This is a genomic window from Priestia koreensis (assembly GCF_022646885.1).
Classification (GTDB): Bacteria; Bacillota; Bacilli; order Bacillales; family Bacillaceae_H; genus Bacillus_AG; species Bacillus_AG koreensis_A.
The window spans coordinates 344,140-367,096 of the sequence record NZ_CP061868.1; the positions used below are offsets into that span (position 1 = coordinate 344,140).

Sequence of the window (22,957 nt, forward strand, 5' to 3'; positions counted from 1 at the left end):
GGGAATGATTTCAATGAAATTTGATCAAACGTTTGTGTTCGGAACAGCAACATCGTCTTATCAGATTGAAGGCGCGCATAATGAGGGAGGAAGAACTCCGTCTATATGGGATATGTTTTGTGATATTCCAGGAAGAGTGTATAAGCAGCATAATGGAGACGTTGCCTGCAATCACTATTACCGATATGAAGAAGATATTCAGCACATTAAGCGTCTAGGAGTGGACTCGTATCGCTTTTCAATTTCATGGTCACGAATTTTCCCACAAAAGGGCGTATATAACCCAGAGGGAATGGCGTTTTATCAAAACCTTGTGAACGAGTTGAAGAAAGAACAGATTAAACCAGCCATCACGCTTTATCACTGGGATTTGCCTATGTGGGCACACGAAGAGGGAGGCTGGGTGAATCGTGAATCTGTCGAATGGTTTGTAGATTATGCACGAGTATGTTTTCAAGAATTAGATGTAGACGTGGATTCATGGATTACGCACAATGAGCCTTGGTGTGCAGGATTTTTAGGCTATCATCAAGGTGTTCATGCACCAGGACACACGAACTTGGAAGAGGCACTAAAGGCGATTCATCACATTCTTCTATCTCATGGAAGAGCGGTGCAATTGTTAAAAGAAGAGCTAGGATCAAAAACGCCAATCGGTATCACTCTCAATTTATCTCCCGTGTATGCAAAAACGGATTCCATGAACGATCAAATTGCTCGTAACAATGCGGACGGCTACTCAAATCGTTGGTTCCTAGATCCTGTATTTAAGGGTGCGTATCCAGTGGATATGATGAATTTATTTGCGAAATACGTTCACTCATATGACTTTATACAACAAGGCGACCTCTCGATTATTGCGACTGAGTGTGACTTTTTAGGCATTAACTTTTACAGCAGAGCTTTCGTCGAATTTAATGCAGCGAATGATTTTATGTATCGAGGCGCTCACTCTGATTATCAAAAAACGGGAATGAACTGGGATATCTCACCATTAGAGTTTAAAGATTTGATTCGTCGTATTCGCCAAGACTATACGGACCTTCCTATCTATATTACAGAAAACGGAGCGGCTTTTGATGATCAGCTAGAAAACGGAAGGGTGCACGATCATGAACGAGTCGATTATATCGAGCAGCATCTGCAGGCCGTTTCGGATTTAAATGAAGAAGGCATGAATGTTCAAGGCTATTTCCTTTGGTCACTGATGGACAACTTTGAATGGAGCTTTGGCTATGACAAGCGCTTTGGCATTCTCTATGTAGATTTCAACTCCCAAGAACGCATCTGGAAAGACAGTGCGTATCGATACGCAGAAATTATTCAGCAACGCTCTCTTTTATCTTCCGATGTAAAAGAAAAGGTTTAAGATTACCTACCTGAAAATGATTTTCCGAAAATAGATTAAATTTTCTAAAATTAGTATTGAAACTAAAAAAGGTTTTGTGTATGATAATGATAATATTTTCTGAATGTTTGGATTAATAAGTAGCGTTGATGAGGAGAAGTAAGGTCATATTATTCTTTATAGAGAGCTTCGGTTGGTGAAAAGAAGCAGAATGATGACTTGAAGGATGGCCTCGGAGCTTCGTTCCGAAAAGATTATCTTAGTAGGCTGCGACGAGAAGCGGTGCTCGTTACCAACACCGATCGTGTTTTTGCACGAATAGAGGTTGCGTTTTTGTAACGAATTAAGGTGGTACCACGTGTGTGTTCACAACACTACGTCCTTATCAAAGTAATGATGAGGGTGTGGTGTTTTTTATTTTGAAAAAGGAGGTGAGGTAACACAGAAGGGTCTAACGAGAATGAGAGATAGAAAGGGTGGATGTGATGAGTAAAGCATTAGTTTTACAATCAGATTTTGGTATCAGTGATGGAGCAGTTAGTGCTATGTATGGAGTGGCGTATTCTGTAAGTCCTTTGATCCGTATTTTTGATTTAACACATGATATTCCTCCCTATAACATATGGGAAGCATCTTACCGATTACTGCAGACCGTATCATATTGGCCTGAAGGAACGGTATTTGTTTCTGTAGTTGATCCTGGAGTAGGATCTGTGCGAAAGAGTGTGGTCGCAAAAACCATTGACCATAAATACATTATTACCCCAGATAATGGCACGCTTACACACCTTCAAGAAATTCTCGGAATCGTTGAAGTACGACAGCTAGATGAGACAATTAACCGCTTACCACGCTCTGGACATTCTTATACGTTTCACGGTCGAGATATTTATGCTTATACGGGTGCTCGTCTAGCGGCCGGAGTTATTCAATTTGATGAGGTGGGTCCACCTATGGAGTTAAGAGATATTGTGAATCTACCTTTGACCCACCCAGAACAAAAGGCAGGAACCGTAAAAGGAGTAGTCGAGATTTTAGATGTTCGTTTTGGCAACCTCTGGACGAATATTCCGAGATACTTATTTGAAGAAGCAGGCATTCACTACGGTGATCGATTACATGTGACGATTGGTCAACCGAATCATCAAGTGTATAACAATACGATGATATTTGGCCGTTCGTTTGCTGCCACTTCTATAAATGAGCCGATTGTTTATATTAATTCGCTAGATAATGGAGCTATTGCAATTAACCAAGGATCATTTTCTCAAGCCTATCGAGTTGGAACGGGTTCAAATTGGTCCGTCACATTGAAAAAAGTGCAATAAGAATTTGGTTTATAGAAGGAGCTGATCGTATTGGAAAATAAGTTAACAACAAAAACGATTGTGGCGATTGGGATTGGCGCAGCCATCTTTGTTATTTTAGGTAGATTTGGATCTATCCCGTCTGGTATTCCTAATACAAATATTGAAACCTCTTACGCATTTCTTGCATTAATGGCCGTTATTTTTGGTCCGATTGCTGGAGGACTCATTGGTTTAATTGGACATTCACTAAAAGATGCTATTTTTTATGGCTCACCGTGGTGGAGCTGGGTAATTGTATCGGCATTTGTCGGTTTATTGATCGGGTTCTTAACACGCAAGATCAATGTAGAAGAGGGCGAATTCGGTAAAAAACAAATCATTTCGTTTAATGCGGCACAAGTGGTGGTCCAACTAATCGGTTGGGTAGTTATTGCCCCAACGCTGGATATTCTCATCTATGCAGAGCCAGCAAATAAAGTATATGTACAAGGAATTGTTGCAGCACTTTCTAATATCGTAACTGTAGGAGTCATCGGGACATTCCTCTTAGCAGCTTACGCTAAAACACGCAGTAAAACAGGTAGTCTTCGCAAAGAAGAAACGCTTTAATTTTTAGTATTTGTCAGTAGAATGAGCTTTAACACGTAGGAGAAGAACTATGAAGAAACCTATTATTGAATTTAGTCATTTTGGATTTAAGTATCGAAGTCAAGAGGAACCGACCCTTTCAGGTATTGATTTAACGATATACGAGGGGGAAAAAATCTTAATTGTAGGGCCATCTGGCTCTGGGAAAAGCACGTTAGGACATTGTTTAAATGGCTTAATTCCGTTCTCTTATAAAGGAGAAGTCACAGGTAGTTTAAAAATAGCAGAAAAAGACACAAAAAAGCAGGGAATCTTTGAACTGTCTAAAAAGGTAGGTACAGTACTTCAAGATCCTGATCGTCAGTTTATCGGACTGACCGTAGGAGAGGACATTGCCTTTTCGCTTGAAAACGATATGGTACCACAACAGGATATGAAAGAAAGGGTAAAAGCGGTTGCTAAAATGGTGGAGATGGAAGATCATCTCCACTCCTCTCTTCATCAGCTTTCAGGTGGACAAAAACAGAGAGTTGCTTTGGGAGGGGTCATGATCGATGATGTGGATATTCTTTTATTTGATGAACCCCTTGCAAATCTTGATCCAGCAACGGGAAAGTACGCCATTGAATTAATTGATCGTATTCATCGAGAAATGAATAAAACGATCGTAATCATTGAGCACCGTTTAGAAGATGTTCTTTATCGACACGTTGATCGCATTATTGTCGTGTACGATGGGAAAATAGTAGCTGATCTTCCTCCTTCTGATCTTCTTGCCACCAATATACTAGAAGAATGCGATATTCGTGAACCGCTTTATATAAGAGCTCTTAAGTATGCGGGTTGTCACATAACGCCACAAAGTCATCCTGAAAATTTCTCCTCGTTGCCTATGAAGGAGTGGGAAAGTCAATTAAGGGATTGGTTTGAAGCGTCGCGTGAAAAAAAAGAGCCCATATTTGATGAGCCTGTTTTACAGCTTGAGAACGTTAATTTTAAGTATCCGTCTAGTCCTACCATTATCCATGACATTTCTTTTACAGTGTATAAAGGTGAAATGATCAGCATAGCTGGAAATAATGGGGCGGGGAAGTCTACGTTAACGAAGCTTATCTGTCATTTTGAACAGCCAAACAGTGGGACGATTCGAATTAACGGAGTAGATGCAATCAGGGATAGTATTAAAGAGCGATCAGATAAAGTTGGTCTTGTCATGCAAAATCCGAACCATATGATTTCAAAGCATATGATTTATGATGAAGTGGCACTAGGTTTAGTGCTAAGAGGAGTAGCGGAAGCGGAGATTAGAGAAAGAGTAGAAAAGGTGCTCAAAATATGCGGCCTGCTTCCATTTCGTAATTGGCCTATTTCAGCACTGAGCTTTGGTCAAAAGAAGCGCGTAACCATTGCTTCTATTCTCGCCTTAAATCCTGACATTCTTATTCTCGATGAGCCGACAGCCGGACAGGATTACCGTCATTATACTGAAATTATGGAATTTCTCACAGAATTAAATCAGCAAGGAGTTACCATTATAATCATCACACACGACATGCATTTAATGCTGGAATATACGCAAAGAGTGATTGTAATTTCAAGCGGAGAAAAAATTGCGGATGGTTCTACCGTTAGTGCTCTGCGCGATGAATTTGTAATCAAAAAGGCAAATTTAAAAGAGACCTCATTATTTGAATTAGCCGAGCGCGCAGGCATTGAAGATGTAGAAGGTTTCACAAAGCGATTTATCCATCAAGAAAAGGCGGTGGGACGAGTATGGCAGTAGAAATGCTTTCTTATATCGACCGTCGCTCTTCTGTACATGAATTAACGGGTGCTACAAAGCTTATATGCTTCATTTTGTGGTCATTCGCCGTCATGCTGACTTATGACACACGAATTCTTTTAGGATTGTTTGCTGTGAGTCTATTTATTTTTTATTTTTCAAAGATAAAAATAGGAGAAGTAGGGTTTGTGTTAGGGTTTATTGCCGTCTTTTTACTTCTTAACAACATAGCGATTTATATCTTTTCTCCTCAAGAGGGTGTGAAGATATACGGCACAGCACACGTTCTTATAGATCTTTATGGTCGATATAACGTCACGATTGAGCAGCTTTTTTATCAAGGTAATATTACACTAAAATATTTTATTGTCATTCCAATTGCTCTATTATTCATTGTGACCACTCATCCAAGTGAATTTGCTTCCTCGCTTAATAAAATAGGTGTAAGCTATCGAATCGCCTTTTCTGTGGCAATTGCTCTTCGATATATTCCAGATATTCAGCGGGATTATTATAATATTGCCCTTTCTCAGCAGGCAAGAGGGTTGGATATGTCTAAAAAAGAGAAATTGTCCAAACGTCTTAAAAATGCATCTAGCATTATTTTGCCACTCATTTTATCGAGTTTGGATCGAATTGAAGAAATTAGCAATGTGATGGAGCTAAGAGGGTTTGGAAAAAATAAAAAGCGCACATGGTTTAGTGCACGCGATTTTAAGAAGAGAGACTATATAGCTTTAACATTCATCGCCCTATTATTTATTCTGTCAATGGTTGTTACCTTTGTGGATGGCAATCGCTTTTATAATCCATTTGTATAAAAAGAAAGGCTCAGCAAAATCTGAGCCTTTTGTTTATCATTTGAAAGAAGCATATCCTTCATCAGCCATTACCACACTGCCGTTAATTGCACTTGCCTCTTCTAGTGATAGAAGATAGACCGCATCTGCTAGTTGTTCTGGCTGAGTAAGCTTGTTGCCCATTACTTTTGCTTTCATTGCATCAATAATTCCTTTATCTTTGTAACCTTGAATGATTGGTGTATCAACTACTCCAGGCGCTACTCCAACCACGCGAATTCCATAAGGAGCAAGCTCAAGAGCTGCTGATTTCGTCATCATATTAACGGCTCCCTTTGTTGCGTGATAAGCGAACGTTCCAGGAGAAGCAAGAACCCCAAATACGGATGTCGTGTTAATGATAACCCCTTTAATGCTCAGCTCACGCATTTTTTTACCAGCTGCAATAATCCCGTAAGCAACCCCGTGCTGGTTAATATCAATAATACGATGGTAGTCTTCAAGTTTTTGATCTAGTACAGGTGTAGGTGTACCAATTCCCGCATTATTGAACATTACGTCGATGCGTCCGAAACGATTAACAGTTTCCTCAATGAGGGCCTCTACTTGTTCAAACTTTGATACATCTGTTTGAACGAAAAGAGCTTCCCCACCTTCAGCGACAATGAGGTCTACCGTTTCTTGCCCACGAACAGCATCAAAATCTGCGACTACGACTTGATCCCCTTTACGAGCGAATTTTAAGCAAGATTGACGACCAATTCCGCTTGCACCGCCTGTAATTACCGCTACACGTTTTGTTGTCATTGTAATTCCTCCCCAATCGTCTTTTATGTAAGACTATGTAATTTCATCTTTATTTTACCACTATAATAGTTAATCGTCAGATAATTAAACTTATAAGAAATAAACGGTACAATAAATCTTCGTTTTGAAAACGCATACAAAAATATCTTGCTTTTTGGTTAGGGCGGTGTTAATGTAAATCCAAGAGAAATCTAAACGTTTACATAAATATATTCAGATAAATATCTATTAAAATCTTTATAAATCTATTTTTTTCTTGAAAAATCTAAACGTTTACATTTTAGGGGCGTTGAAAATGGAGTCTAAGCCAAACATACAAGACGTAGCAAAGCTTGCAAATGTATCAATTGCAACAGTATCAAGAGTTATTAATAATCAGGGCGGAGTACGGAAAGCAACCGAAGATCGTATTGCAAAAGCGATTCAAGATCTTGGTTATATTCGTAATGCCGCTGCCAGAACGATGAAAAATAAGGAAACAAAAACAATAGGTGTCATCGTTCCGGATATTAAAAACCCGTTTTTTCCACTTGTAATGGCTGGAATTGAGCAGAAGGCACGGGAAAAAGAGTACTTCACTATTTTAAGTAGCACCAACGAGTCACCGATTGTGGAAGAGGAGATCATTAAAAATTTCATTGAGCGTGGTGTAGACGGCGTCATTATTACGACGGCTAATGAAAACGGTGATCACCTAAACCTTCTTCAAGAACAAGGAATTCCGGTTGTTGCGGTAGATCGAAGCATTAAAAAGCTCGAGGTAGACAGTGTGTTCGTCGACAACATAAAAGGAACCTATCAAGCTGTGCAACACCTTATTCTACAAGGACATCGTGATATTGCGATTATTCGTGGGCCGCAAAATACAAAGCCAGGATTAGAGAGATTTCTAGGATATCAAAAGGCATTAGAGGATTACAATGTTCCACTTAATGAAAGTTATATTGTACAAGGTGACTTTAGCGAAAAAAGCGGTTATGAAGCAGCTCAGAAGTTGTTTCATACGGAACATAAACCAACGGCTATCTTTTCTTCTAATAACTTAATGACTATTGGATGTATGAAATCGCTAAAGGATTTAGGTTGGAAGCTAGGAGAAGAGGTTTCCTTTATTGGGTTTGACGATGTAGATATTGCGACGTTTATGGAACCAAAGCTAAGCGTTGTGACACGTCCGATGAACACGGTCGGGGAAATTGCATTTCAGCTGCTTCATGATCGTATCTCGTTTAAGGATGCCATGCCGAAACGTGAGTATCTGTTATCGCCTGAGCTTATTGTAAGAGGATCTTGTCGATTGCCTCAATTTCATAACGGTAGAGGTTGAAGAGGTAGTAATACCTTTTCAGTTTCCATATAAATGTAAGCGCTTTATTTAAGGGTTGGATTTAAGGGGAGAAGACTTAAAAACTTTTATACAAGGGGATGTTATGTGTGAGAAATGAACAGTTAATTCAGCTTTCAGATGGGTATTTAAATCGCACACCAATTTTTCAATTTATTTTATTGTCTATGCTATTTCCACTTTGGGCGGTTGCTGCAAGTTTAAATGATATTTTGATCACGCAATTTAAGCACGTATTTGAATTAAGTGACTTTGCCAGTGCATTGGTTCAAAGTGCCTTTTACGGCGGTTACTTTTTAGTGGCAATACCAGCATCAATCGTTATTAAAAAGACAACGTATAAGTTTGCTATTATAACAGGATTACTTTTCTATATTGTTGGATGTACGTTGTTTTATCCAGCTTCTCATATGGCTACATACACAATGTTTTTATTCGCTATTTTTTCAATTGCCATCGGTTTAGGTTTTCTTGAAACGGCAGCCAATACGTACAGCTCAATGATTGGCCCACGTCAGTATTCTATTTTACGTCTTAACATTAGCCAAACGTTTTATCCTCTAGGATCAATTGCAGGAATTTTGCTTGGAAAATACTTAGTATTCCAAGAAGGTGCAAGCTTGGAGGCACAAATGGCGAAAATGTCGCCCACAGAAGCACAAGCGTTTGGATTGCAGATGCTACAGCATACTTTGCAACCATATAAATACATTATTTTTGTGCTAGTCGGCGTGTTAATTCTATTTATTCTTACGAAATTTCCCGTTTGTAAGCCTATTGCTAGTCAAAAAGGCAGCTCAGAGAAATCTGCGAAGGTTATGGAAACATTAAAATATTTATCTAGCAATGCTCGCTTTCGTAAAGGGATTGTCGCACAGTTCTTGTATGTAGGAATGCAGGTAACGGTATGGTCATTTACGATTCGACTTGCACTGGATTTAAATCCAGATATTAATGAGCGTACGGCTTCAAACTTTATGGTTTATAGTTTTGCTGCATTCTTTGTCGGTAAGTTTATTGCGAATTTCCTTATGACTCGTTTTTCATCTTCGACCGTACTGTTTGCTTATTCTATTATCGGGTCAGGGTTAATGGTCTACGTTATGCTCGTTCCGAATATGACAGCTGTTTATGCAGCAATCGGTGTGAGTATGTTATTTGGTCCTTGCTGGGCAACAATTTATGCAGAAACATTAGAAGTGGTAAAAGAGAAACGCTACACAGAAATGGCAGGAGCAATTCTTGTTATGTCCATTGTAGGAGGCGCATTTATCCCTGCACTACAAGGGTTTGTGTCCGATAAGCTAGGCTCTATGCAAATGGCCTTTATCGTATCACTTGGCTGTTTCGTGTACATTGGTTTCTATTTCTTCGGAGAAATGAAGAAGCAAAAATCAGTTCAGCCGGCTAAAAAAATGGAAATCGTTCAATAAAAGTGCAGGCAAACCAGATGGTTTAGCCATCTGGTTTGCCTAAATCAGAAAGGGATGAAGATCATGAAAGCAACGATAGAATTACAGCGTGACTTTTTTAAAGAGAAGAAGGAGCTTTTTTATAAAAATGATCAGCTAACCGTTCACCTTTTTCGTTATTCAACAGGTATTGAAGCATTAGAAATTAACAATGCACACGGAAAAATGATTGTGTTGCCATATATGGGACAGATTATTTGGGATTTGGAATTTGACGATATTGATTTAAAGATGAAAAATATGTTTCGCCAGCCTAAAAAGGCAACGAACATTGTAGATACATACGGCTGTTTTGCTTTTCATTCGGGATTAATTAGTAACGGCTGTCCCGGTCCTAATGATCAGCATGAACTGCATGGGGAAATGGCTTGCGCTGAGATGGACCGCGCTTGGTTAGAGGTGACAGATACAGGGATTAAAGTATGTGGTGAAACAGAATATGTAAAAGGTTTCGGTCATCACTACCTAGCAAGCCCGACCGTTGAGATGTTTGCGGATCAAACGTATATTGATATCGCAATGAAAGTTCAGAATATGGCAGGCGTTGAAATGCCGCTACAATACATGTGTCATACCAACTATACATATCTTGAAGGGGCCGTTATGAAACAAACTGTTCCAGACGATGCCTTTTCACTTAGAAAATCAATTCCTCAGCACGTAAAACCGACTCAAAAATGGCTGGATTACAATGAAAGACTGTTAGCTGGCGATGAAGTATTGACGACGTTAAATCAGTCAGACATGTATGATCCAGAGATTGTGTTTTTTGCTGATCAGCTAAGTCAGTACGGAACAGAAGTAGAATTTACGATGACATCACCAAATGGGGTGACATTGTTTACGTCCTTTTCAACGGAAGAATTAAACCATGCAACAAGATGGTTATTGTACAACGAAGACCAGCAGGTTGGTGCGTTTGTGTTACCATCTACTTGCCGTCCAGAAGGATTTTTAGCAGCTGAGCAGTCAGGAACGCTAATTAAGCTCGCGGCAGGGGAAGAACGGTCATTTACAGTTCGAACAGGTAAAAAATAAGGAGGGATTTTGAATGGATATCGCAGTAATCGGATCGAATATGGTCGATCTTATTTCATACATTAATAAAATGCCAAAAGAAGGTGAGACGCTTGAGGCACCTGATTTTAAAATTGGATGTGGCGGGAAAGGTGCCAATCAAGCAGTAGCGGCAGCTAAAATGGGTTCAAAGGTGATGATGGTCACGAAAGTTGGTGATGATCTTTTTGCAGATAATACGATTCGTAACCTTGAGGAATATGGAATTGATACGGCATTTTCTCAAAAAGTTCCCGGAACGTCGAGCGGAGTAGCACCCATATTTGTGGATCAAGAGTCCAAAAATCGAATTTTAATCATTAAAGGAGCGAATGCTCATTTGACTCCACGTGCAATTGATGAGGCGGCTGAACAGCTGAAAAAGTGCTCGCTTATTGTTCTGCAACTTGAAATTCCATTAGAAACGATTTACTATGCCATCGAGTTCGGGAATGAATATGGAATTCCTGTCATCTTAAATCCGGCGCCGGCATCGAAAGAATTAGATTTTGATTACGTATGTAAATGTGATTTCTTCATTCCGAATGAAAGTGAGCTCGAAATTTTAACCGATATGCCTGTAGAAACCGATAAACAAATCCAAGCTGCGGCTTCTATGCTGGTCGAAAAAGGAGTCAAAAACGTCATTGTAACGATGGGAAGTAGAGGAGTGATGTGGGTAACAAAAGAACGTACCCAATCGATTTCTTCGCACCGAGTAAATGCGATCGATACAACAGGAGCGGGAGATGCATTTATCGGATGCTTTTCTCACATCTTTGTAAAAACCCGTGATGTTCTACAAGCACTTGAAACAGCGACCGTGTTTGCTGCTCTTAGCGTGACAAAAAGAGGTACACAAACTTCTTATCCAACTGTAGAAGAGGTAGAGCAATTTTTGCAGAGCAGTGCTAGATGATGGGTAAAGAGTGAGAATGCACAATATCTCGGGTGGTAAAGTAAGTCTTCGTCTCAATACACAAAGGAAGTTCATGATAGAATAAGGAAAGAACGTATACAAAAGAGGTGACAACCATGCCGTGTGAAATTGATCATTCACTTGAAAGCGTGTTTTCGAAATTAGAGAGCCAAAAGGAATTTCTTCCGTCCTCTTTATATGAGGAAATTCACACTTATTTAAGTAGTGAACGCTCACAGGAGACGCTAAATGAGGTATTTCATTTATTAAAGAAATACGATTTAGTATCTCCAGAGGAGCAAGAGGTTCGCAGACAAAATATGCACAAGTTAGTAAGAGAATAAGCAGGAGTCTTCCTTCTTATTCTTTTTTATGCTTAAATAGATCTTTCGCGTGTAATAAAGATTACAAATGTTCATTGTGTGTGAAATTTGGTAAAATAAGAGATAAATGCGGATGGTGGGAGGATGTCATGGAGCAAGAAAAAGTAAAAAAAGCGATTGAAGCAGCAAAGCTTTATTACTTATTGGATTACAATCAAAATCAAATTGCCCATAAACTAGGAATATCAAGACCAACTGTTTCTCGCCTTTTACAAATGGCGAAAAGCGAAGGGTTTGTTCAAATTACAATTATGGATCCAACAGATGACGTTGAAAACTTATCAAAGGAACTGGAAGAAAAATTCGGTCTGAAAAAAGCCGTCGTTACATCAATTCCACAGTATGAGAACACCATTATTAAGAACTATTTAGGCGAGGCAGCGGCCTGTTACTTACACGATATCGTCAAAGACGGTGACACAATTGGTGTAACGTGGGGAACAACTCTCTACCATGTAGGTCTCGGCTTGAAGCAGAAGCTTGTCAAAGACGTAAAAGTCGTACAGTTAAAGGGTGGTATTAGCCATTCAGAGACGAATACGTACTACTCGGAAATTTTGTATCTGTTTGGGAAGGCGTTTAATACAAATCCTATTCATTTACCTCTTCCAGCTATTGTGGATCATGTCGTAGTCAAGCAGGCGATGGAAGCGGATCGGCATATTAAAAAAGTGCTTGAAACGGGAAAGGCAGCGAATATCGCATTGTTTACGATTGGGCCTACTAAGTCGGAGTCCTTACTATTTCAGCTCGGTTACTTCTCTGAAGAAGACTTAGACATGATTTATTCGCAGGCAGTAGGAGATATTTGTTCTCGCTTTTTTGATGCAGAAGGAAATATTTTTAATGAAAGCTTAAATGAGCGAACGTTAGGAATTGAACTACAGGATCTAAAAGAAAAGGAATACTCCGTTTTAGTTGCAGGTGGACCACAAAAAATTGATGGTATTTACGGAGCGCTCAAAGCAGGGTATGCCAATGTATTAGTGACCGACCAGTTCACCGCTCGTTTTTTACTTGATAAATAATAGACAAAAAGCTCTTCCTCTTTTCTAATAGGCAGGGCTTTTTAGATGGAAAAAATATTTTTTACATTTGTTCAATAAGATGTTTACAATTGTTCGTCGTATTGATATAGTAATCATGCAAAGGTTTTCAACTACTTAAGAGCAAGAGAAACCATTCTCTTTTTCGCTCTTGTTGAAAACGCTTTCTGCAACTATTTATTGTAACACAATTAACTTCTTACTAAGAGAGGACATATAACAATGACAAATTTAGCTGGAATGATTGATCATACTTTATTAAAAGCAGACGCAACAAAAGAGCAAGTGGTAAAGCTTTCTGAAGAAGCAAAACAATATTCATTTGCATCTGTATGTGTAAACCCTACTTGGGTAAAAACAGCGGCTGACATTTTAAAAGACGCACCTGAAGTAAAGGTTTGTACAGTAATCGGCTTCCCTCTTGGAGCTTCTACGAGCGCTGTAAAAGCATTTGAAACAACAAACGCAATTGAAAATGGCGCAACTGAAGTTGATATGGTAATCAACATCGGTGCATTAAAAGACAAAGAGTACGATGTAGTAGAAAATGACATCAAAGCAGTTGTGGAAGCAGCAAAAGGAAAAGCTCTAACAAAAGTAATCATTGAAACATGCTTATTAACAGACGAAGAAAAAGAAATTGCATGTCAATTATCAGTGAAAGCTGGAGCTGACTTTGTAAAAACGTCAACAGGATTCTCTACAGGTGGAGCAACAGTTGAAGACATCGCATTAATGAGAAAAACTGTTGGACCAGATATCGGTGTAAAAGCATCAGGCGGCGTTCGCAGCTTAGAAGATGCAGAAAACATGATCAAAGCAGGTGCAACACGTATCGGAGCTAGCTCAGGTGTGGCTATCGTAAATGGTCAGACGTCTAACTCTGCTTACTAAGATAATCATTTGTTCAAGAGTAAATAACCAGGGAACGGAGAATGAACGATGGATGTTAAACAACTAGTGGAACAAGCAATTAAAGCTCGTGAATCAGCTTATGTACCTTATTCAAACTTCAAAGTTGGTGCTGTACTACTAACTGACAAGGATGAAGTAGTAGAAGGCTGTAACATCGAGAACGCTTCATATGGTTTAACGAACTGTGCCGAACGAACAGCTATTTTCAAAGCTGTTTCACAAGGACAAAAAAACTTCAAAGCTATTGCGGTAGTAGGGGGTACAGAAGGACCCATTTCTCCTTGTGGCGCTTGTCGTCAAGTAATGGCGGAGTTTTGTGCTCCAGAAACGAAAGTGATTTTAGCAAATCTAAAAGGCAATGTAGTAGAAACATCGATCGAAGAGCTATTACCTGGTTTCTTTTCATCAAAAGACTTGAACAAGTAACAGGAGAAACGATAAAGAGCGCTTTGTGATACACATATGACAACAGGGGAGAGACGAATATGTCATACATCATTTCAATCATTGGGATTGTCGTCGTACTTGCTTTAGCACTTCTTGCAAGCAACAATCGTAAGACAATTAAAATTAAACCAATCGTGATTATGCTTGTACTGCAACTTGTGCTGGCGTACATCTTATTAAATACAAAGTTTGGGTTATTGGTGATCAAAGGAATTGCGGGCGTATTTGAGAAATTGCTTGAGTATGCGGGACAAGGGGTATCATTTGTTTTTGGTGGTATTGCCAATGACGGTCAAATGCCGTTCTTCTTAAACGTACTGCTTCCAATCGTCTTTATTTCAGTATTGATCGGGATCTTCCAATACTTTAAAATCTTACCTTTCGTTATGAAAGGAATTGGATTTTTACTTAGTAAAGTCAATGGAATGGGGAAATTAGAATCCTATAACGGTATTGCTTCTGCACTTGTGGGACAATCTGAGGTATTTATCACAGTTAAGAAACAGCTTGGTAAATTATCACCGCAGCGCCTGTACACACTATGTGCTTCCGCAATGTCTACAGTTTCTATGTCAATCGTTGGTGCTTACATGACGATGATTGAACCAAAGTACGTCGTAACAGCAATCGTGTTGAACTTATTCGGTGGTTTCATCATCTCTTCAATTATCAACCCTTACACAGTTAGTGATGAGGAAGATATTCTTGAGGTTCAAGAAGAAGAAAAGCAATCGTTCTTTGAAATGCTTGGTGAATATATTCTAGATGGTTTTAAAGTAGCTATCATCGTTGGAGCAATGCTTATCGGATTTGTAGCTTTAATGGCAGCAATCGATAACGTATTCTCTCTCATCTTCGGAGTAACGTTCCAACATATTTTAGGGTATATCTTCTCACCAATTGCATTTATTATGGGTGTTCCAATGGGTGAAGCAGTTAAAGCTGGTGGAATTATGGCGACAAAACTCGTAACAAATGAGTTTGTGGCAATGATTGAGCTTGGAAAAGTACAGGCTGCAATGAGCCCACGTACACTAGGCATCATCTCTGTATTCCTTGTATCGTTCGCGAACTTCTCTTCAATTGGAATTATCGCTGGAGCGGTAAAAGGACTTAACGAAAAGCAAGGAAACGTCGTAGCACGATTTGGCTTAAAGCTTCTTTACGGAGCAACATTAGTAAGCGTTCTGTCTGCGATTATTGTAAGCTTCATCCTATAAGTAAATGAGATCAGTGAGTAGCAACATCCGCTCACTGATTCTTTTATTCAGTCGTTATATTGAAAAAGCATTTCCTATGGAAGGGGCTGCTTTTTCTTTTTTAGAAACCTAATAAAAAGTGAGGTGACAGATGCTGAAGAAAGGAAGTATTTTCTTCAGTAGCTTCTATGGGAGATGTCGGTCTATTATTATCTGGCGCAACCTTGTTTTTAAATAGTTTGATGTTGCTTGGAAAAGCGGATGGGAAAAGTGTAGGGGTGTTTAACCTATTTATTGGGGTCCTACAAGTAGTCATTCCTTTTTACTTGATTGCTGTTTCCGATCAGCAAACGTGGACGATTTTTAATTTAGCTTGTGTATTCTTGTTCGGTTTTACGTATTTGTACGTAGGCATGACGAACGTAGCTAACCTAAACGGTAGTGGATTAGGATGGTTTTCAGTATGGGTTTCCGTTATTGCGGTCGTTTATGCGATGGTATCCGCGGTGAAGTTTCATGATACGGTCAGCACGCTAACTTGGGTGATGTGGGCGTATTTATGGTTCTTATTCTTCTTATCAATGGCTCTTCATAAGAAGATTGATGCCTATGTTGGAAAAGTTGCGTTTGTTCAGTCCTGGGTGACGCTGACGCTTCCAGCTCTACTTTCATTAATGGGAGTATGGAAAACACCGCTTGTATCTCAAGTGTGGACGTACGTTTTGCTAGCATCCTTTGTATATTTCATTGTTTGTACCGTTCAACTATTTGTTTCTTCTCGAAGTGTAAAAATAGAAACACCAGTCGAAACAAGAAAGCTCGCTTGATTGAAAAGCCCTTCTCTATAGAGAGGGGCTTTTTGTTATAGAAATAACCCCATCATAATCGTGTCGTAATAGCGTTCATTCATAAACGTTTCTTTTCGAATAACGCCTTCCTGTTCAAAACCAAGTTGCTTATAAAGCTTTATGGCATGAGCGTTGTCCTCACGTGTTGCTAGGTTGATTTTTCTTGTGATCCCGTTTGTGGATGCCCAACCTATCAACTCGTTCATTAGCGTTTTGCCAATACCCCTTCCTGCGAACGCCTTTGCAACGACGATTCCTAACGTCCCTGAATGTTTGGAGCGTTCGCGCTGGTTTGAATGAATGGTCGCAATTCCGACTATTTCATGCTGAATAAGGGCCAGAAGCATAATCGAGTTTGACTGCGAGCGTGTTTGTTCAATCTCTTTTTCATACTCTATTACATCACGTTTGAATTCACCTTTGCCAAAAGAGAGGAAGTCTGTTTCGCCTCCAACGACCTGATAGAAATCAATGATTGCTTTTGCATCGCTTCCGACTGCTTCTCGTATTTCAACGTTATGTTCACTGTTGTTCATCACCTTAATACCTACTCTCATTATTGTTTAAATTATTCAATCATACCCTTTCTTGATTATAGCTGGATTGTCAATGGACGGGAAGAAGCGTGAAAATGCTCGTAGATGCTTGTCCGTAGTGGTAACGAAACTTCGTTTATGGTTCCAGCATGATATAATAGAAAGTGACTCATCGTCTTGTTTTTTACACAATCCTTGTTGAGTCCACTTCTTTTGTCAAAACCATCTATCTATTAACCACACTTAGATTAAAAGACGAAAAGCATTTGACTTTGAGTTCTGAAAAGATGGCCTTATACAATAGTTTCAATTTATTTCATAAAGTGAAAGATGATTGTATAGAGGAAACAAGAGGAGGAAAAACGATGGGAAGTCCAGAGAGTCAAACATTACGAGAAATGATTAAAAAGCAGCGAGAGGCTGCAGCAACAAAAACGCTAGCAGAAAAGCGTCAAGCGATGGATGAAATGTCCGAACGCCTTTTTGATTTAGAGGATGATGTGAAGCTTGAGAAGACCGAAATGAGAGGCGTACCGTGTGAGTGGGTAACGATTCAGGGCTGTTCTGAAGAGAAGGTTATTTTGTATTTGCACGGAGGCGGCTATAGTAGAGGAAGTATCTTTTCACATCGCCATCTAGCAGCAGACTTAGCGCGATTAGCAAATAGTAAAGCACTTGTTGTTGACTATCGTCTTGCACCTGAGCATCCGTACCCTGCAGCGCTAGAGGATGTATTAGCCGTATACAAGGAGTTATTAAAAAGCATAAGTTCTGAGAATATCGCGATTGCCGGAGATTCAGCGGGTGGTAATTTAACGCTTGTGACGATGCTGGCGTTAAAGGACGAGGAGCTACCACTTCCGAAAGCATCCGTGCTCATGTCTCCTTGGACAGATATGAAGCTAAGCGGTAAGTCTTATCAAGAACGTGCAGAGTCTGATCCTTGGCTTACAAATGAAGCCGTGGAAAACTTTGCGCAGGATTACGCGGTCAATCACGACCGAGCTCATCATTTACTATCTCCTTTATATGGAGACCTAGCAGGCTTTCCGCCTTTACGTGTTCATGTAGGAAAAGATGAAATTCTAATGGACGATTCGCTTGCGTTTGTAGAAAAGGCAAAGCAGGCAGGTGTCGATGCTGAAGTGAAAGTATGGGAGGATATGTTTCATATTTTTACGTTCTTCGGCCGCGTAATGCCAGAAGGAAGAAAATCGACAGAGGAGCTTGGCATGTTCTTGCATAATGCTTTTCATAAATAAAAAAAAGACAGGCTCAGCCTGTCTTTTTTAATAGCCCTTTTTATAATCCACTACGTTAATAGAGGGGGTACTATTTTTAACATAGGATTTTAAGTTCGGAAGAAAAATGTCTTCTATTACACGCTGTTCATAGTGCTCAGTTGAGCCAGCGGTATGAGGTGTAATAATTACATTGTCCATTTCCCATAATGGGCTCGTTTCTTGGAGAGGTTCATGCTCGAAGACGTCTAATCCTGCCCCTAAAATTTCCCCATGTTGTAGCGCATCTATAAGATCTTCTTCAATAACGATGTCACCTCGACCGATGTTGATAAAGAATGCTGTATTCTTCATTGCTTGAAACTGTTCCTTGCCAATTAAACGGTGCGTATCATTTGTGAGGGGAAGCGTAACAACAACGTAATCACATTGCGGAAGCAGCTCGTTCAATTGTTCCGGCTTGTACATTTGGTCTACATAATCAGCATCTTTTCCTGAATGACGCATTCCGATTACGTTCATCGCAAATGCTTTTGCGATTTTCGCTGTTTCTTTACCGATTGCACCAATTCCTAATATCCCAACGGTTTTGCCGTGAATTTCAAGCTTCAGATCACCATGGTGCCATTTCTTTTCCTGCTGGTTTTGTACATATGTATGAATTTTACGGGTCAACCCAAGCATGAACGCAAAAATCGTTTCGGAAATAGGATAAGCATGAACACCGTTTGCGCTTGTAATCGTGACTTCCTTCTTAGATAAATCCTCTAATGGGAGGCTGTTGACCCCTGCGCTCCACGTTTGAATCCATTTTAATGACTTTGTCTGAGAAAGGTGTTGTTCCATCGCTTTTTTCCACCCGACAATAACTTCGGCATCGGAGAGAGTGTCTTCCCAAACCGATGGATCTTTTCCCACAATAACATTCCAGTTCGGTATGATTTCTTTAATCTTTTCTGCATAACCTTCAGCAATATTTTGAGCCACAATAAGTGTACGCATTGTCATCTACCCATCTCCTAACACATATTTTGTCCTTATTTTACCAGAATAGGAAAAGTAGATAAACGAATTGGCTTCACGTGAAAACATCAGGATCTGATATAATAGAGGAACTTACTGAATTTATAACGTTTGGGGCGACTATTTAATAGAACCTGTGTAGCTTCAATTAGATCATGCAGTCAATTATATAAAAAAGGAGGATGATCATGTATTTAACGATTCAAGAAACAGCTGAGTATTTGTCCGTAGAGGAGTCGCATGTCAAAGCACTCGTTTTACAAGGGAAAATTCGTGCACTTTATGATGGGAATGAATATCTCATTTATAAGAAGCAGTTCGATACACATTTTGAGCAACTAGAGAAATATAAGCAGTACGTAGAAGAGGTTTTAAATGAACCAATTCCAGAAGACATGGATGTAAAAGATGAAGATTAAGAAAAGAACTTTCCAAACGGAGAGTTCTTTTTTTATGTCTTATTGACAAAATAACAAACAATAATACATATGAAGAAATTTGAACTGACAATGGGAACGAATACGAACAGGCAACTGCAAAATGACTGGAATTCATTTGGACAGCATGGTTTTTCTATTGAGGTATTAGAAGTATTAAAAGACGATAGAGAGGCCCATTTGGATACAAAAACAGCATTAAAAAAACTAGAAGAGCAGTGGCTTGAAAAGCTAAATCCTTATGGAGATCGTGGTTATCATACAAAAAAGAGGCGTTGTAAAGAGGTGAATTCTTAGAATTTACCTTTTTTCGTTCCCGTACAAGATGTATTTATTGAGAAGAATCTTTCATAAGATAATGAGAGGTTTCAGAAAAAGAGTGATCAGGGAAATAAATTAAAGGATGAAAATCAATAATATTCCACTTACGTATGTCTTTCCTCATAGATAAATCCCTAAACCTTACCAAACACCCAGAAAATGAAAAGGAATTGAAATTTTTAAATGATTTTTTTCTGTTAGAATAAGACAAAGAGATAAGAAAGTTCATGTTGAAACAGCACGAAATCAACATCACCTTTTGATCAAAATACATATTTAGATAAATCGTGGAGGTCAATATGACGTTAGAAAAACAATTGATCAGAAAAACTTATTATAAGACGTTTTTACCTGAAGAGTCAGAGCATCCGATTCGTGTGCTCGGAGAAGCTTTTTTAGAGGAGCAGAAAAAGGATTTATACGATGTATCATTTATCCGCTTTGCGCAAGGTGAAGTGTATTATCATCATAAAGATTTTGAAGCGGCTATTTTTAAGTGGGAAAACATCAACGGTGAGCTTGAAGGCTGGGCTCGTAAAAATGTTGGGGATGCCTACTATGAGAGTGGACTTCTAGATGTTGCGGAGGGAATCTACAAATCGATTGAGACCGATGCAGAAACGCTTCGTGCAGAGGTTGCTTTTCAACTGTTCTCACTATACGAAGAGCAGCAAAAGTTTGATTCGGCAGATGAAGTGATTAAAAAAGCTGTAGCAGAAAACCCGGCTTATCCAAATCTGACGGAAGTTGCGCGTACATTTTATGAAGAACAGCATGATTGGAGCAGTGCGCTTGATTTAGCAATTGGGGAGTCCATTCGCACGGAATCAACGAAATGGTTTGATGTGCTTATTCATTATGTGAGTGAAGGTCATATACAAGCCCAGACGCCTACTTATTTCCATGATGTGTTAGCTGTCTTCCACAACATTAGCGAAGATCGATTTGTGGAACTAATCGTCGCGCTTTGGGAACATTACAAGCAAACATCTTCTTATATTGAATGGTTAGAAGAGATCAATTCATTGTTGATTGAACTAGATATCCAGGCTTCAGCGGTTTGGGACCGAGTATCTAACTTATTTGATGAAACGTACCGTGGACTTATTGCAGGAACTTACTTTATTCGTCAGTTGGAAGAACTTGTTCCGCCACTTTTAACGAACTGGCTAAAAGTAACACAACCTGTAAAAGCATTATTTGCTTCATCAGCTGTTTGGGCTTGGAACGAGTTGTTTCCTTCTACGCTTGCAGCAAATACCGTAACAGAGGCAGAAAATACAATTTTCCGCTCAACCACGTCAATTGATGGCTTGAGTTACAGCATTGATCTATTTGAAGCGGTCATTCAGTGGACAAAAGTAGTGAAGGTAGATGTGGGTTACAAGCTAAAATGGTGGGCAAATCAAATGGTTGATTTGAATACTCATAATGTATTAGTAGCTGGTTCTGTGCGAAGCGGTAAGTCAACGTTTATTAATTCACTTCTGCAAGAGCCTCTTCTATCTGGAAGCCCGGCACCTGTTGTTGTTATGAACGATGATCATATTGAAGTGAGCGAGATCACCGAAGATCACGTTGAAGTAGGGACAGAGCTTAGCGGCTTACAAACGATTACGAGCCGTGCTAGAGAAGTAAAAAATGCGCTAATTGAAGTGCGCCTTCCAAACCAATTCTTAAAAGGTCAGCACTATGCATTTATTGATACACCCGGATTGAATAGTAATGCGAAAGAGCGTAATGATTTAGGAGAGTTTGCACCACTTTCAGATGGAATGCTATTTGTACTAGATGCTAATACGCCGTTTACATCACAAGAACGAGATCGCTTGTTGCGTTTGAAGGAGCAAGTGCCAGAGTTGTCTATTCATTTCTTACTTAATAAAATGGATGCAATTCAAGACGCAGAAGAGGCAGCTACTCTTGTTGATCATACAGAATCTGCTATTCAAGAACACTTCCCAAATGCGAAGGTATTCCCATATTCTTCGAAATATGCCGTTGATGATCAGGTGAATGATTTAACGGAGTTTTTACAGTCAAGCTATGGATTTACGACACGTAATCTAGAAGAAGAACGTGCAATGAAACTCTTACAAGTAGTTCGAAATACGCTTACTTATCTACTTCGTAAGCGCGTAGAAGTTGAAAATGAGCTCATCGATTCTATTTCGTGGAACGAAGATATGGTCGTACGCTTAAACGGCTTTATTAATAGCTTAAGTGATGTAGAGGAAGAGAAAATAAGTATTATTTCAGGTTCGTATCGTTCGATTAAAGAAGAAATCAAAGATGAGGTGCAAGCGCATATCCCAGAGCTTCTTCGTGGATGTTCAGATTTAATTACGGAGGACAGCGATTTCCGTAATCTGCACGTAGAGTTAAATGAAAAAATGAATGAGCGAATTCAAGAATACTTACAGCTAGACGTACTGCCGAAATTCCGTCAGCTTGTTCAGAATTGGATTGAAAAATCGAATGAAGAGTTCTCCAGCAGTCAAGTATATTTAGATGAGATGAGTGAAACGTTTAACGGCATTTATGAAGGGAAGACGTTAAAACTCGCGTGCGACTTCAAAGTACTTGATGATTGGAGCCGCGATGTTCATCGTATGACAAGTCGTGTTCAAATTGAAGAGGAAAACATCTGGCTACGCTTCAAGCCTTCACAATTCATGCTGAAAAGTGCTGGTAAGCTATTCGGAGCCTTCTCTCAAAACAATCAGCTTCTGCATAATCAGTATCAGAGATATGTAGAAAATGAGGACTACACGGACGTAACAAATTCAATTGTTCGCAAGTTCTTCCTTCAATTCGACCTGTTTGAAAAAGGGCTTGATGTGGATATTAAAATTTTCTTTAGAGGTCCATTCCAAGTACTGCAAGAAACGGTTGATCAAACAGAAGTGGAAATCAATCAAAGCAAAGAACAGCTTGATGATATGAAGGCAAATCCCGAGCTATATCAAGATCCATTAAAATTATTTGAATTGAAGCTTCGTCAATATGAGCTGATGATTCGTGCTCAATAATAAAATTATTTTTTAAGTGAAAGGGACCTAACGTTAAAGCGGTTAGGTCTCTTTTTATTATTCATGATGCCATAAAGAAAATAGACAACTTCTACGGTAAC

At 39.3% G+C, this 22,957-nt stretch carries 22 protein-coding genes and 1 other annotated feature; of the genes, 19 read left to right on the forward strand and 3 right to left on the reverse strand.

Translation table 11 applies throughout. The features are described from left to right. Window positions 1-13 precede the first annotated feature (13 nt). The 5 genes from IE339_RS01820 to IE339_RS01840 all read left to right on the forward strand — a co-directional run bounded on the left by IE339_RS01820 (window position 14) and on the right by IE339_RS01840 (window position 5,850). Entirely contained in the window at window positions 14-1,369 is a 1,356-nt protein-coding gene (locus IE339_RS01820; RefSeq protein ID WP_242173059.1) for a GH1 family beta-glucosidase, read from the forward strand. Window positions 1,370-1,485: 116 nt separating this feature from the next. Then, window positions 1,486-1,735, forward strand: a binding site (T-box leader). Between the two features lie 95 nt (window positions 1,736-1,830). Next, entirely contained in the window at window positions 1,831-2,676 is an 846-nt protein-coding gene (locus tag IE339_RS01825) for an SAM hydrolase/SAM-dependent halogenase family protein (protein ID WP_242176081.1), read from the forward strand. Between the two features lie 30 nt (window positions 2,677-2,706). After that, a complete protein-coding gene (locus tag IE339_RS01830) occupies window positions 2,707-3,267 on the forward strand; it encodes an ECF-type riboflavin transporter substrate-binding protein (protein ID WP_242173062.1) in 561 nt (186 codons plus the stop codon). A 49-nt stretch (window positions 3,268-3,316) separates the two neighbouring features. Then, window positions 3,317-5,029 carry an ABC transporter ATP-binding protein gene (locus IE339_RS01835; RefSeq protein WP_242173064.1) on the forward strand — a complete coding sequence of 571 codons (1,713 nt, stop codon included), beginning with the start codon at window positions 3,317-3,319 and terminating at the stop codon, window positions 5,027-5,029. Continuing rightward, complete coding sequence (locus IE339_RS01840; protein WP_242173066.1) at window positions 5,020-5,850, forward strand: energy-coupling factor transporter transmembrane component T family protein; 831 nt, start codon at window positions 5,020-5,022, stop codon at window positions 5,848-5,850. The genes IE339_RS01835 and IE339_RS01840 overlap by 10 nt, the downstream gene beginning before the upstream one ends. Window positions 5,851-5,886: 36 nt before the next feature. Here the strand turns inward: IE339_RS01840 and IE339_RS01845 are convergent, their stop codons facing one another. After that, the gene (locus IE339_RS01845; RefSeq protein ID WP_242173068.1) at window positions 5,887-6,636 is read right to left on the reverse strand and encodes an SDR family NAD(P)-dependent oxidoreductase; all 750 of its coding nucleotides are present in this window, start codon (window positions 6,634-6,636) and stop codon (window positions 5,887-5,889) included. A 295-nt stretch (window positions 6,637-6,931) separates the two neighbouring features. On the opposite strand from IE339_RS01845, the gene IE339_RS01850 reads away from it, so the two are divergent. The 10 genes from IE339_RS01850 to IE339_RS01895 all read left to right on the forward strand — a co-directional run bounded on the left by IE339_RS01850 (window position 6,932) and on the right by IE339_RS01895 (window position 16,245). Further along, window positions 6,932-7,963: a LacI family DNA-binding transcriptional regulator gene (locus IE339_RS01850; RefSeq protein ID WP_242173070.1), complete on the forward strand. Its 1,032-nt coding sequence runs from the start codon at window positions 6,932-6,934 to the stop codon at window positions 7,961-7,963. Window positions 7,964-8,070: 107 nt separating this feature from the next. Continuing rightward, window positions 8,071-9,414, forward strand: a complete 1,344-nt coding sequence (gene fucP / locus IE339_RS01855) for an L-fucose:H+ symporter permease (protein ID WP_242173071.1) — start codon at window positions 8,071-8,073, stop codon at window positions 9,412-9,414. Between the two features lie 63 nt (window positions 9,415-9,477). Then, window positions 9,478-10,491 carry an aldose 1-epimerase family protein gene (locus IE339_RS01860; protein WP_242173073.1) on the forward strand — a complete coding sequence of 338 codons (1,014 nt, stop codon included), beginning with the start codon at window positions 9,478-9,480 and terminating at the stop codon, window positions 10,489-10,491. A 13-nt stretch (window positions 10,492-10,504) separates the two neighbouring features. Then, window positions 10,505-11,428: a ribokinase gene (gene rbsK / locus IE339_RS01865; RefSeq protein WP_242173075.1), complete on the forward strand. Its 924-nt coding sequence runs from the start codon at window positions 10,505-10,507 to the stop codon at window positions 11,426-11,428. A 116-nt stretch (window positions 11,429-11,544) separates the two neighbouring features. Beyond that, entirely contained in the window at window positions 11,545-11,772 is a 228-nt protein-coding gene (locus tag IE339_RS01870) for a hypothetical protein (RefSeq protein WP_053403165.1), read from the forward strand. Window positions 11,773-11,900: 128 nt separating this feature from the next. After that, window positions 11,901-12,839 carry a DNA-binding transcriptional repressor DeoR gene (locus IE339_RS01875; protein ID WP_242173079.1) on the forward strand — a complete coding sequence of 313 codons (939 nt, stop codon included), beginning with the start codon at window positions 11,901-11,903 and terminating at the stop codon, window positions 12,837-12,839. Window positions 12,840-13,079: 240 nt separating this feature from the next. Beyond that, on the forward strand, window positions 13,080-13,751 hold the full coding sequence (gene deoC / locus IE339_RS01880; protein WP_053403163.1) for a deoxyribose-phosphate aldolase: 672 nt from the start codon (window positions 13,080-13,082) through the stop codon (window positions 13,749-13,751). Between the two features lie 48 nt (window positions 13,752-13,799). Beyond that, window positions 13,800-14,198, forward strand: coding sequence for a cytidine deaminase (locus tag IE339_RS01885; protein WP_242173081.1), 399 nt, complete (start codon window positions 13,800-13,802; stop codon window positions 14,196-14,198). A gap of 59 nt (window positions 14,199-14,257) precedes the next feature. Next, window positions 14,258-15,439, forward strand: a complete 1,182-nt coding sequence (locus tag IE339_RS01890; protein ID WP_242173082.1) for a NupC/NupG family nucleoside CNT transporter — start codon at window positions 14,258-14,260, stop codon at window positions 15,437-15,439. 167 nt (window positions 15,440-15,606) lie between these two features. Beyond that, a complete protein-coding gene (locus IE339_RS01895; RefSeq protein ID WP_242173084.1) occupies window positions 15,607-16,245 on the forward strand; it encodes an AmiS/UreI family transporter in 639 nt (212 codons plus the stop codon). Window positions 16,246-16,280: 35 nt separating this feature from the next. On the opposite strand, the gene IE339_RS01900 is transcribed toward IE339_RS01895, so the two are convergent. Further along, on the reverse strand, window positions 16,281-16,802 hold the full coding sequence (locus IE339_RS01900; protein ID WP_242176082.1) for a GNAT family N-acetyltransferase: 522 nt from the start codon (window positions 16,800-16,802) through the stop codon (window positions 16,281-16,283). A gap of 365 nt (window positions 16,803-17,167) precedes the next feature. Here IE339_RS01900 and IE339_RS01905 point away from each other — a divergent pair, with 365 nt between their 5' ends. Next, window positions 17,168-18,064 carry an alpha/beta hydrolase gene (locus tag IE339_RS01905; protein WP_242173086.1) on the forward strand — a complete coding sequence of 299 codons (897 nt, stop codon included), beginning with the start codon at window positions 17,168-17,170 and terminating at the stop codon, window positions 18,062-18,064. Window positions 18,065-18,091: 27 nt separating this feature from the next. On the opposite strand, the gene IE339_RS01910 is transcribed toward IE339_RS01905, so the two are convergent. Further along, window positions 18,092-19,051 (reverse strand): D-2-hydroxyacid dehydrogenase, encoded by a 960-nt coding sequence (locus tag IE339_RS01910; RefSeq protein WP_242173089.1) that lies wholly within the window; start codon window positions 19,049-19,051, stop codon window positions 18,092-18,094. Window positions 19,052-19,254: 203 nt separating this feature from the next. On the opposite strand from IE339_RS01910, the gene IE339_RS01915 reads away from it, so the two are divergent. From IE339_RS01915 to IE339_RS01925, 3 genes are all read left to right on the forward strand, one after another. Beyond that, window positions 19,255-19,485 (forward strand): excisionase family DNA-binding protein, encoded by a 231-nt coding sequence (locus IE339_RS01915; RefSeq protein WP_242173091.1) that lies wholly within the window; start codon window positions 19,255-19,257, stop codon window positions 19,483-19,485. 69 nt (window positions 19,486-19,554) lie between these two features. Beyond that, the gene (locus tag IE339_RS01920) at window positions 19,555-19,800 is read left to right on the forward strand and encodes a GIY-YIG nuclease family protein (RefSeq protein WP_242173093.1); all 246 of its coding nucleotides are present in this window, start codon (window positions 19,555-19,557) and stop codon (window positions 19,798-19,800) included. Between the two features lie 323 nt (window positions 19,801-20,123). Further along, on the forward strand, window positions 20,124-22,856 hold the full coding sequence (locus IE339_RS01925) for a dynamin family protein (protein ID WP_242173095.1): 2,733 nt from the start codon (window positions 20,124-20,126) through the stop codon (window positions 22,854-22,856). Window positions 22,857-22,957 lie beyond the last annotated feature (101 nt).

What these genes read in the sequence shown, in the direction of transcription:
- IE339_RS01820 (WP_242173059.1), top strand. Translation starts at nt 14, where the DNA reads ATGAAATTTGATCAAACGTTTGTGTTCGGAACAGCAACATCGTCTTAT.
- IE339_RS01835 (WP_242173064.1), top strand. Translation starts at nt 3,317, where the DNA reads ATGAAGAAACCTATTATTGAATTTAGTCATTTTGGATTTAAGTATCGA.
- IE339_RS01840 (WP_242173066.1), top strand. Translation starts at nt 5,020, where the DNA reads ATGGCAGTAGAAATGCTTTCTTATATCGACCGTCGCTCTTCTGTACAT.
- IE339_RS01845 (WP_242173068.1), bottom strand. Translation starts at nt 6,636, where the DNA reads ATGACAACAAAACGTGTAGCGGTAATTACAGGCGGTGCAAGCGGAATT.
- IE339_RS01850 (WP_242173070.1), top strand. Translation starts at nt 6,932, where the DNA reads ATGGAGTCTAAGCCAAACATACAAGACGTAGCAAAGCTTGCAAATGTA.
- IE339_RS01860 (WP_242173073.1), top strand. Translation starts at nt 9,478, where the DNA reads ATGAAAGCAACGATAGAATTACAGCGTGACTTTTTTAAAGAGAAGAAG.
- rbsK (WP_242173075.1), top strand. Translation starts at nt 10,505, where the DNA reads ATGGATATCGCAGTAATCGGATCGAATATGGTCGATCTTATTTCATAC.
- IE339_RS01870 (WP_053403165.1), top strand. Translation starts at nt 11,545, where the DNA reads ATGCCGTGTGAAATTGATCATTCACTTGAAAGCGTGTTTTCGAAATTA.
- IE339_RS01875 (WP_242173079.1), top strand. Translation starts at nt 11,901, where the DNA reads ATGGAGCAAGAAAAAGTAAAAAAAGCGATTGAAGCAGCAAAGCTTTAT.
- deoC (WP_053403163.1), top strand. Translation starts at nt 13,080, where the DNA reads ATGACAAATTTAGCTGGAATGATTGATCATACTTTATTAAAAGCAGAC.
- IE339_RS01885 (WP_242173081.1), top strand. Translation starts at nt 13,800, where the DNA reads ATGGATGTTAAACAACTAGTGGAACAAGCAATTAAAGCTCGTGAATCA.
- IE339_RS01890 (WP_242173082.1), top strand. Translation starts at nt 14,258, where the DNA reads ATGTCATACATCATTTCAATCATTGGGATTGTCGTCGTACTTGCTTTA.
- IE339_RS01895 (WP_242173084.1), top strand. Translation starts at nt 15,607, where the DNA reads ATGGGAGATGTCGGTCTATTATTATCTGGCGCAACCTTGTTTTTAAAT.
- IE339_RS01900 (WP_242176082.1), bottom strand. Translation starts at nt 16,802, where the DNA reads ATGAACAACAGTGAACATAACGTTGAAATACGAGAAGCAGTCGGAAGC.
- IE339_RS01905 (WP_242173086.1), top strand. Translation starts at nt 17,168, where the DNA reads ATGGGAAGTCCAGAGAGTCAAACATTACGAGAAATGATTAAAAAGCAG.
- IE339_RS01910 (WP_242173089.1), bottom strand. Translation starts at nt 19,051, where the DNA reads ATGACAATGCGTACACTTATTGTGGCTCAAAATATTGCTGAAGGTTAT.
- IE339_RS01915 (WP_242173091.1), top strand. Translation starts at nt 19,255, where the DNA reads ATGTATTTAACGATTCAAGAAACAGCTGAGTATTTGTCCGTAGAGGAG.
- IE339_RS01920 (WP_242173093.1), top strand. Translation starts at nt 19,555, where the DNA reads ATGAAGAAATTTGAACTGACAATGGGAACGAATACGAACAGGCAACTG.
- IE339_RS01925 (WP_242173095.1), top strand. Translation starts at nt 20,124, where the DNA reads ATGACGTTAGAAAAACAATTGATCAGAAAAACTTATTATAAGACGTTT.